The organism is Algibacter sp. (assembly GCF_029245835.1).
In the GTDB taxonomy this organism is placed as follows: domain Bacteria; phylum Bacteroidota; class Bacteroidia; order Flavobacteriales; family Flavobacteriaceae; genus Algibacter_B.
Genome location: NZ_JAQWOO010000043.1, coordinates 1 through 10059, shown reverse-complemented (window position 1 = coordinate 10059; position 10059 = coordinate 1). Strand labels below are relative to the sequence as shown.

The 10059-nt window shown below is 31.9% G+C and carries 7 protein-coding genes and 1 pseudogene; 4 read left to right on the top strand and 4 right to left on the bottom strand.

Going from position 1 to position 10059, the window contains the following annotated elements:
• A pseudogene (locus P8K68_RS07285) lies at positions 1 to 95 on the bottom strand (IS1595 family transposase); the annotation flags it as partial.
• 141 nt (positions 96 to 236) lie between these two features.
• Between P8K68_RS07285 and P8K68_RS07280 the strand changes: the two are divergent.
• A complete protein-coding gene (locus tag P8K68_RS07280; RefSeq protein ID WP_300249033.1) occupies positions 237 to 608 on the top strand; it encodes a hypothetical protein in 372 nt (123 codons plus the stop codon).
• Positions 609 to 637: 29 nt separating this feature from the next.
• Here the strand turns inward: P8K68_RS07280 and P8K68_RS07275 are convergent, their stop codons facing one another.
• The 3 genes from P8K68_RS07275 to P8K68_RS07265 all read right to left on the bottom strand — a co-directional run bounded on the left by P8K68_RS07275 (position 638) and on the right by P8K68_RS07265 (position 3797).
• Positions 638 to 1669 (bottom strand): aldo/keto reductase, encoded by a 1032-nt coding sequence (locus P8K68_RS07275; protein WP_300249032.1) that lies wholly within the window; start codon positions 1667 to 1669, stop codon positions 638 to 640.
• 388 nt (positions 1670 to 2057) lie between these two features.
• The gene (locus P8K68_RS07270) at positions 2058 to 3014 is read right to left on the bottom strand and encodes an OmpA family protein (RefSeq protein WP_300249034.1); all 957 of its coding nucleotides are present in this window, start codon (positions 3012 to 3014) and stop codon (positions 2058 to 2060) included.
• A gap of 21 nt (positions 3015 to 3035) precedes the next feature.
• Positions 3036 to 3797, bottom strand: a complete 762-nt coding sequence (locus P8K68_RS07265) for an exodeoxyribonuclease III (protein WP_300249031.1) — start codon at positions 3795 to 3797, stop codon at positions 3036 to 3038.
• Positions 3798 to 3979: 182 nt separating this feature from the next.
• Between P8K68_RS07265 and P8K68_RS07260 the strand changes: the two genes are divergently transcribed.
• The 3 genes from P8K68_RS07260 to P8K68_RS07250 all read left to right on the top strand — a co-directional run bounded on the left by P8K68_RS07260 (position 3980) and on the right by P8K68_RS07250 (position 9851).
• Positions 3980 to 7402 (top strand): hypothetical protein, encoded by a 3423-nt coding sequence (locus P8K68_RS07260; protein ID WP_300249030.1) that lies wholly within the window; start codon positions 3980 to 3982, stop codon positions 7400 to 7402.
• A 457-nt stretch (positions 7403 to 7859) separates the two neighbouring features.
• Positions 7860 to 9017: a galactonate dehydratase gene (gene dgoD, locus P8K68_RS07255; RefSeq protein WP_300249029.1), complete on the top strand. Its 1158-nt coding sequence runs from the start codon at positions 7860 to 7862 to the stop codon at positions 9015 to 9017.
• Positions 9018 to 9521: 504 nt separating this feature from the next.
• Positions 9522 to 9851, top strand: a complete 330-nt coding sequence (locus P8K68_RS07250; RefSeq protein ID WP_300249028.1) for a hypothetical protein — start codon at positions 9522 to 9524, stop codon at positions 9849 to 9851.
• Positions 9852 to 10059 lie beyond the last annotated feature (208 nt).

Sequence of the window (10059 nt, the reverse complement as noted above, 5' to 3'; positions counted from 1 at the left end):
TTACAAACTACGCCTAGTTTATCACGATGTGCTTTAAAGTGAGCGATACAAGAAGCTTCACTATCAAAATTTGCTGTAAAACTGAAGATATTCATATGGTGGAATTTTTAGCTAATTTATGAATAAATTTTTAATTGTGATGTATTACGGATATTAAAAAATTACTTACACTAAAATTAATAATAAGCTTTAAATTTGAATTATGAACCAACCCTCTAGTACCAGAAAAAATAGAAATGATAACCCTTACCTTTAATGAGCACCTAGATCTTCTCAAAACAAAATTTAAAGCAGATATTTACGCAAAAGATATTTTAGATTACATAATAGCGTTTAAGAACAATACAACTTATCCTCGAAAATTAAAGGGTATAATAGACGCTAGAGACTCCTCCTTTAAATTTTCCTTTAGAGATTTAAAATCCTTCAATGATGCAAAAACTGAATCTTTAAAAAGTTACGACATTGTTATATTTGCTATTCTTATTAATAGCCCTGCAACAGCCGCTATAAGCACACTGTATGAGGCTATAGCAAACAATGAAAAATATAAATTCAAAGTTTTTTCAACTGAAGAAGCTGCTTTAATCTGGGTAAAAGGCTTTTAGTGCTTTTCTGGGATAACCTTTTTACGAAATTATGTCGCTGGATTAGGAATTACATTATGCACCTCGTTAATCTGTGTCAACACCTCATCACTTAAAGTAACTCCAATACTTCCAATATTTTCTTTGAGTTGCTCAAGTTTTGTAGCACCAATAATTGTGCTAGTTACAAAAGGTTGTTGATTAACAAAAGCTAAACTCATTTGAGCCAAAGTCATATTATTGTCTTCTGCTATTTTTAAATAACGTTTTGCTGCTTCAGTTGATTGCTCACTACTATATCTAGCAAATCTTGGAAATAATTTTAAGCGAGCTTCATCACTAGCATTTCCTTTTATGTATTTACCAGACAATACACCAAATGCCATTGGCGAGTAAGCTAACAAGCCAACATTTTCTCTTAACGCCACTTCTGCTAAATCGGTTTCAAAAGTTCTAGTAAGCATTGAGTACGCATTTTGTATGGTTGCTACTCTTGGCAAATTATGTTGTTTAGATTCTTCTAAGTAACGCATGGTTCCCCAGGAGTTTTCATTGGATATACCGATATTCCTAATTCTACCTGCTTTAATTTCAGTTTCTAAACTGTGAAGAACTTCTTTAAAATTATCTTCCCATTTGGTATCTAATTTATAATTTCTAACCCCAAACCTATTCGTATCGCGCTCTGGCCAATGCAATTGAAATAAATCAATATAATCAGTTTGTAATCTTTCTAGCTCTAAATCGATGGCTTCTTTTATAGCGTTAGAGCTAAATCCTGTGGTACGGATATGTGCTGTATAATCGCCACCTCCTGCAATTTTTGATGCCAAAACAACTTTATCTCTATTACCTGTTTTTTTTAACCACGTTCCTATGATTTTACTAGTTCTTCCACTCATTTCTGCAGTGGCTGGCACAGGATATAATTCGGCTGTATCAATAAAATTAACACCTTGATCTATGGCATAATCCATTTGACTATGCCCTTCGGCTTCGGTATTTTGATTTCCCCAGGTCATAGAACCAAGGCATATTTTACTAACTTTTATGTCGGTATTTGGAATTTTTGTGTATTTCATCAATTTATCTTTTTTCATTTCCGCGAAGGCGGTAATTTTTTTTAATTAAAACTTGACTATTTAATATTTGTTATTACAGAAATCTTTTATTCATTTTAGTTGTAAATACCCCCCCTAAAGGTTCCTCGAGGAACAACTATAATTCACAAAAAATATTAATTCGTAAATATAAAAAACCTATAAACCTTTTTTGAATTGAAAAACCTAAATCTATGTTAATCCCAATAAAAAAACCTTTAAAAGTTTTAATAGCTTTTAAAGGTTTTTTTATGCGTTAGTGATTGTACTCCTTCTACTGCACTCAGCGTAAATTATTAGATTTTGCCGAGGCGCGCATCGAACCAAAACTATGAACGTAAAGCGCGACCCTTGTGGCAAAACGCGAAAACTACTCGCTTAACAACTTTGAAAGTTCATCTAACTTAGGTGTTAAAATGACTTCTATACGTCTGTTTTTAGCTTTACCTTCTGGTGACACGTTTGAGGATATTGGCGCAAATTCGCCACGTCCTGCAGCGGTTAAATTTTCAGGGTTTATATTGCTATTCTCTCTTAAAATATTTACAATTGCTGTTGCGCGTTTAGTTGATAAATCCCAGTTACTGGTTAAGATACCGTTACCTTTATAAGGTACATTATCGGTGTGACCTTCTATTAAAACGGCAATATCTGGATTGTCGCCAAGTACATTACCCAGTTGCTTAACCGCTCTAGTACCTTCTGAACCAACGGCCCAACTTCCTGAGCTAAATAACAACTTATTTTCCATAGATACATACACTTTTCCGTCGCGCTGCTCTACGGTTAAACCTTTACCTTCAAAATCTGTTAAGGCTTTTGAAATGGCGTTTTTAAGCGCTGTCATAGCCGCATCTTTTGAGGCGATAACTTGCTCCAGTTCTGCCACACGATTTGAACGATCTTCTAACTCTTTTTTAAGTTTTGCTAGTCTTGCATTTTCTGCTGCTAAGGCTTGTTCTTTGGCTTCTAGCTGCGCTAATAATTCTCTATTTTTTTGAGAATTAGCTGCAATGGCTGCCGAACTGTTTTTCTCTAAAGCATTATAAGACGCCTTTAAGTTGTCTAAATTTGATTTTGCTGCATTATATTCGGCTTGCAATTTATCACGTTGCGCAACGGCTTCATCATAGGCTGATTGCAATTGTTTTAATTCGTTTTCGGCCGCTGTTTTAGCACTTAAAAGTGCTTCGTTATTTGTAGACAGGGTTCTGTTTTCCTTTTTTAAATCGGCATATTTTGCTTCAAGTTCCTTATACACTTTTGGCGATACGCAAGAGGCTAAAACTACTAGCGTAAATACTGTAAATAGACTTTTTTTAATCATTTTGTTTGGATTCATTTGTTGTTAATTTTCTAGTTCTACTAGAATAGGACAATGGTCGCTATGTACTGCTTCAGACAATATAACGGCTCTTTTTATGTTTTCTTGTAATGGTTTTGAAACCATGGCGTAGTCTAATCGCCATCCTTTGTTATTAGCACGCGAATTAGCACGGTAACTCCACCAACTATATTGTTGTAATTCTGGGTTTATAAACCTAAAAGAATCAATAAATCCGCTGCCAATGAAACTACCTAACCACTCGCGCTCTACAGGCAAAAATCCTGAAACGCCTTTCATTTTAGGATTATGAATGTCCATTTCTTCATGACAAATATTGTAATCGCCACAAATAACAAGATTTGGAATATCTTTTTTAAGATTATTAATATACTCTTGAAATAAATCCATATATTCTAACTTATGGTTTAATCTGGCATCATTTGTTCCTGATGGCAAATACAAACTCATAACTGAAACACCATCAAAATCGGTACGAATATTACGCCCTTCAAAATCCATCGATTCAATACCTGTTCCATATTCAATATGATTAGGCTCTGTTTTACTTAAAATAGCCACACCGCTATAGCCTTTTTTTTGAGCACTATACCAGTAATTATATTTATAGCCAGCTTCTTCAAAAAGACTTAAATCTAATTGCTCTTTCATCGCCTTGATTTCTTGCAAACAAACAACATCTGGATTTGCAGCTGTTAACCAACCAATAAAATCTTTATTGATTGCTGCTCGAATGCCGTTTACGTTATAGGATATAATTTTCATTAATTTTTACTTAAAGTTTGAAAAGGTCATGATGTTTGTCAGGATCGATTTGTTTTCAATAGAAAACAAATCGAATTTCAGCTAAAATAAATAATGCATTACTTTTACACCATTATTTGTAGCAGGAGTTTTAACGAAGCTATTAACAAAATATTTTAAACGATTTACAGTTTAAGTATCTGATGAAGTTTTTTACATGCATTCTTATGGTTTTAATTTGTTTTTGCGGGTTTTCGCAAAGTCAAAACTCGAACTATAAAACAAAAAAAGTTGCAGTAAAGGATTCTATTCAAATTGATAGTGTGAGTATTAATCCCCATTTCTTTTCCATTAAAAGAAAGGACAAAACGCTTATCGATTCTACTTATTATTCAGTTGATTTTGCTAAAGCTATTTTAACCTTTAAAAAAACTATAGAAACCGATTCTATAATTATAAACTATTTAAAGTTCCCAGAGTTTTTAACGAAAACCTACAAGCAACTAGATAATAATATTATTGTTGAAAACAGTAGTAATAGTCAAACCTTATACAAACTAACTCAATCTAATACCGATAGAAATTTTATTCCTTTTGATGGTTTAACAACTTCAGGAAGTATTTCGCGTGGTGTTACAGTTGGAAATAATCAAAATTCGGTTTTAAATAGCGAATTAGACCTTCAAATTACCGGTAAACTAAATGATAAAGTTTCATTAAGAGCATCGATTCAAGATGCTAATATCCCGTTACAAGAAAGTGGCTACAGCCAACGTTTAGATGAATTTGACCAAGTATTTATCGAATTGTTTAGTGACCGCTGGAATGTTCGTGCTGGAGATATTGATTTATTAAATACCGAATCTTATTTTGCCAGTTTTTCTAAACGTGTACAAGGATTAAATTTAAATTTAAAATTGGGTGAATCTGATACGCAAACCAATTTATTTGCTGCAGGTGCTATTGTTCGTGGGCAATTTACAACTAGTCAATTTATAGCACAAGAAGGTAATCAAGGGCCTTATAAACTTCAAGGACCAAATGGCGAATTATTTGTGCTTATTGTTTCTGGAAGTGAAACCGTTTATGTAAATGGTATTCCTGTAAAACGTGGCGAAGATCAAGATTATATTATTGATTATAATGCCGGTGAAATCATTTTCAATGCTACATTTCCTATCACTTCAGAAATGCGAATTACTGTTGATTATCAATTTAGCGATCGAAATTACTCTAGATTTGTAGCTTATGGTGGTGGAAATTATACGAGCGCTAAATTTAGTATTGGTGTTTCAGTATATTCTGAAAACGATGCTAAAAATCAACCTTTACAGCAAAATTTATCTGAAGAACAGGTTGAAATTCTTGCAAATGCAGGTGATGATAGATCGCAAATGGTTGCTCCGTCTGAAATTCGAGAAGAACTAAACGATAATAGAATTCTATACAAGAAAGAACTTGTTAGTGGTGTTGAAACTTTTGTGTTTTCTAATAATCCTGATGACGAATTGTATCGCGTAACGTTTACATTAGTTGGAGAAAACGAAGGTGATTATACGCTGAGTAATATTAATGCTATTAATAATATCTATGAGTTTGTAGGTATTAATCAAGGTAATTTTGCACCAGTTGTTCAACTTGTTGCGCCTACCAAATTGCAAATAGCTGTTTTGAATGGAAGCTATAAACCTTCTGAAAAAACGAATATTAATTTTGAAGCTTCTGGGAGTAAAAATGATTTAAATTCATTTTCAAATATTGATGACGATAATAACGATGGGTTTGCTGGAAAAATAAACATCAATCAAACGCTGATAAAAAAAGATAGTCTTTGGAATATGGATGTTTATTTGGATAGCGATTTTATAAGCTCTGATTATCGAAATATAGAAGGCTTGTATAATCCAGAATTTAACCGAGATTGGAATTTAGACCTTAGCAACACGAATGGGATTGGACTTAATTTAGGAAATCAAATACTCCTTAATTCTGGTTTCAAATTATTTCATCAAAAAAAAGGAGTTGTAAATTATCAATTTGAACACTTAAATTTTTCTGATGGTTTTAATGGAAACCGACATATAGCCAATGCAAATTTGTTTTTAAATAAATTAAGTATGTCTTCATTCTCTAGTTTTTTAAATGCGGAATCTAATATAAACACATCAACCTTTTTGAGATCTTATAACCGTGTTACTTATAGCATGAAAAGAAGTTGGGTTGGCACAAGAATAGCAATTGAAGATAATGAACAACGTAACATTTCTAGCCAAGAACTCACTGCTTTAAGCCAGAGATTTAAATCGTACGAAGTGTTTTTTGGTGTTGGAGATAGCACTAAAATTTTCACTGAAATAGGTTATAAACATCGAGTAAATGATAGTATTAGAGACAACCAGTTACAGAAAGTAAACACATCAAATACGTTTTATTTAAATTCTAGAATTATTCAAAATAAAAACACAAATCTTTCCTTGTATGCGAATTACAGAACTTTAAAAAACACAGATAATACTATTGAAGATGAAAATTCAATAAACTCTAGGCTACAGTTTAATCAAAAGCTTTTTAATCAAATTGTGCAATGGAATACCATTTTTGAAACAAACTCTGGACGATTGCCACAACAAGATTTTACTTATGTAGAAGTTGAAGCAGGACAAGGTACTTACACATGGAATGATTACAATGAAAACGGAATTCAGGAACTTGAGGAATTTGAAATTGCACCGTTCCAAGATCAAGGGCGCTTTATACGTGTGCTTTTACCAAATCGGGTATTTATAAAAACGCATCAAAACAGACTAAGTCAAACATTAACATTCAATCCTTCACAATGGTCAATTTCAGAAAATAAATCCAAAAAATTCTGGTCGCATTTTTACAATCAGACTAGTTATTTAATAGATAGAAAGATAAAACGAGTGGGTAGTACTTTTAATTTAAACCCCTTTAACAATAATGAAGAAGACCAATTGGGTTTACAATTAAATTTTAGAAATGTATTGTTTTTTAATAGAGGAAAACAGCATTATACAACCTCTTATACATTTTTAGATAATATAACTAGAAATTTACTATCTGTTGGGTTTATTGAAAATAGTTTAAAAAGTCATCAACTTAATTTTAATCATAAACTATCTGAAAATTGGTTAGTTAACATGCTTACAGCTTTTGATAATAATGAAAGTATTAGTGAGAATTTTGCTAGTAAAAACTTCAATTTTGATGAATCTAGATTCAACCCGAAACTTTCTTATTTATTTAATGATAACTCTAGTTTTGATGTGTTTTATCAATACGCAAGTAAAAACAATACTGTTGGCGATATGGAATCTTTAAAACAACATAACTACGGCATGTCATTTACTTTAGCTAGTAGTCAACAAAGCGCCATAAATGGTGAGTTTAATTACTTCTCTAATAATTATAAAGGAAATCCAAATACACCTGTTGCATACCAAATTCTGGAAGGTTTACAACCAGGAAAAAACTTTACTTGGAGTTTATTAGCTCAAAAAAAATTGACTAAATTTTTAGATTTGAACCTGAGTTACTTCGGACGAAAAACAGAAACTAGTAAAACAATTCACTCAGGATCTATACAGCTTAAGGCCTATTTTTAAATAATTACCTTTATTTGCTTTAAACTATTGCTTTAACAAAACACATTTACTAATTATAACATTAATAAATATTACAGTTTTTAATATTATTAAAAGTTTATCTGAAAAAAAATTAATTTTGAATTCTGAAAATGTAAATTTGCTTGTCAATATTTTAATTTAATCTGAATTAAAATTATATTTATAGGCATAAGAGTATTAATAGCATATCATTTAAAACAAATTTTAAAATTTTTATACTGACTTTAAAAGAAGTAATATTTCGAGAGGATATAAAAACCCCTTTGCAACCATTAATATAAATTCTTTTGAGTAAAATAATCAATAATTATAGAATATAGGTGCTCGTAGATAAATTCGCACTTCATATTTAATATAAACAGCTTTAAATGTTTCCAGTGACACACTCAGTGCTCCATGTTGTTAAAAATGAAAGTTTTAAACCTTAAAAAAATATATGAACGATTTAAAAATTGTTAACATAGAATTATTCAAAGTGCCACCACGGTGGTTATTTCTTAAGATAACTACTCAGTCAGGTATCATCGGTTGGGGTGAGCCTGTTGTTGAAGGCAAAGGTGATTCAGTAGCTGCATGTGTAAAAGAATTAGGGAAACTTATACTTGGTCGTAACGCTAATGAGATAGAAGATATATGGCAGGTTTTATACCGTGGTGGATTTTATAGAGGAGGCGCTATTATAATGAGCGCTATCTCAGGAATTGACCAAGCTTTATGGGATATAAAAGGTAAATACTTAAATGTACCTGTTTATGAACTGTTAGGAGGTGCTGTTCGTAATAAAATGAAAATGTATTGTTGGATTGGTGGAGATCACCCAGAGGTCGTCTTAGAACAAGCCCATGAAAAAATGAAAGCTGGTTACAAGGCAGTAAAAATGAATGCCACTGGAGCCATGGATTGGGTGTCTTCTATAAAAGACCTTAAAGCTATCGCTAATAATATTAAACTATTAAGAGAAGAGTTTGGCTACGATTTAGATATAGCTTTAGACTTTCATGGTAGAGTTCATAAACCAATGGTAAAGCGATTGATAGACGAATTGGCCCCTTATGAACCCATGTTTATTGAAGAGCCTGTTTTAGCAGAAAACAGTGATGCTTTAAAACACATATACGGGTACACTAGTATCCCCATAGCTACAGGAGAACGCATGTTTTCAAGATGGGATTTCAAGGGTATATTAAACAAAGGTGTTGTAGATATTATTCAACCAGATGTAAGTCATGCAGGTGGTATTTCAGAAGTAAGACGCATTGCTATTATGGCAGAAGCTTATGATATTACTCTAGCTCCTCACTGTCCTCTTGGTCCAATTGCATTAGCATCTTGCTTGCATGTAGACTTTGTTTCTGCAAACGCAATCATTCAAGAAAGTAGCATAGGTATACATTATAACCAAGGTTATGATATTTTAGACTACATGTCTAACCCAGAACTGTTTGATATTAAAGATGGATATATAGAACTGTTTAAAAAACCAGGCTTAGGTGTAGATATAGATGAAGTTGAGTTACGAAAGGCACAAAAAATAGGACATGATTGGTCTAACCCTATTTGGAGACGCAATGACGGAAGTTTTGCCGAATGGTAATGTTCTAACTCGTTTTAGTTTCTTTTAATTAAGCAATTGAATTACGACTTTCTTGCTCTTCAATAAGGAAAAATGAACAAAAAAACATCGTTGGGCCATAAATAAGCTCTAATACAAGAGCATTATGAAGATTATTTATTTTAGGAAATAGTCAAAATAGCGCTATATATAATGAAGTAGTTCCTTCTCAAATAATTAGGGCGTAAATACAAACAAGCTTGTAGCTATTCAAATTTCGGAAAGCTTGAAAGTAGAAAAAAAATCACCTAGAGTTTATTGGCTCAAAAAAACTGACTGAATTTTTAGATTTGAATTTGAGTTATTTCGGAAGAAAAACGGAGACTAATAAAACGATTCACTCCGGCTCAATTAAGTTAAAAGCTTATTTTAAGATTTCCTAAACAAATAGGAAGTATTATTTTTTGTAATATTGTTATTAAGATGAGCAAACTTGTTGTAATATTTTATTCTTTTTTGATTCTTATTCAAAGTTTCAACATAAACATGGAAGATATTTCAAAATTCGATGCTTTACTCCAGCACGCCAACTATCATCAAGAAATGTATGGCGATACTTTTTTTGAGTTTTTATCTGAACATTATGGAGAGCAAATGGCTTCTCATCAAAACCAACACGATGAGCATGAGGATTTGCCCTTTAAAGATTCTCAACACATGTTTTCGCATATAAACACATCTTTTACTTTATTTAAATCAGTAATATATTCTACCTATACCTCTTTTTCAATTAAAGAACCTCTTAACTTTTCTTACACAGAACCTTTTTCGCTATTTGAAAAACCATCCGTTTTTCAACCTCCAAAATCAGCTTAAATTTCTTCAAATTTTATTCTATTTAACTATTCAAATAACTCATTTTGAATAGCTATTATTAATTATTTATCAATCCTGTCCTAAATAAATTTTAGGCACACTAACATTCACCATTTTACTGATTTTATCCTTTGTTTTATTGTTTTTTCAAAAAAGAACCCCCTGTATGTATTTATCTGGCGGAGGTTGCTCTTTCGCAAAAGGATTA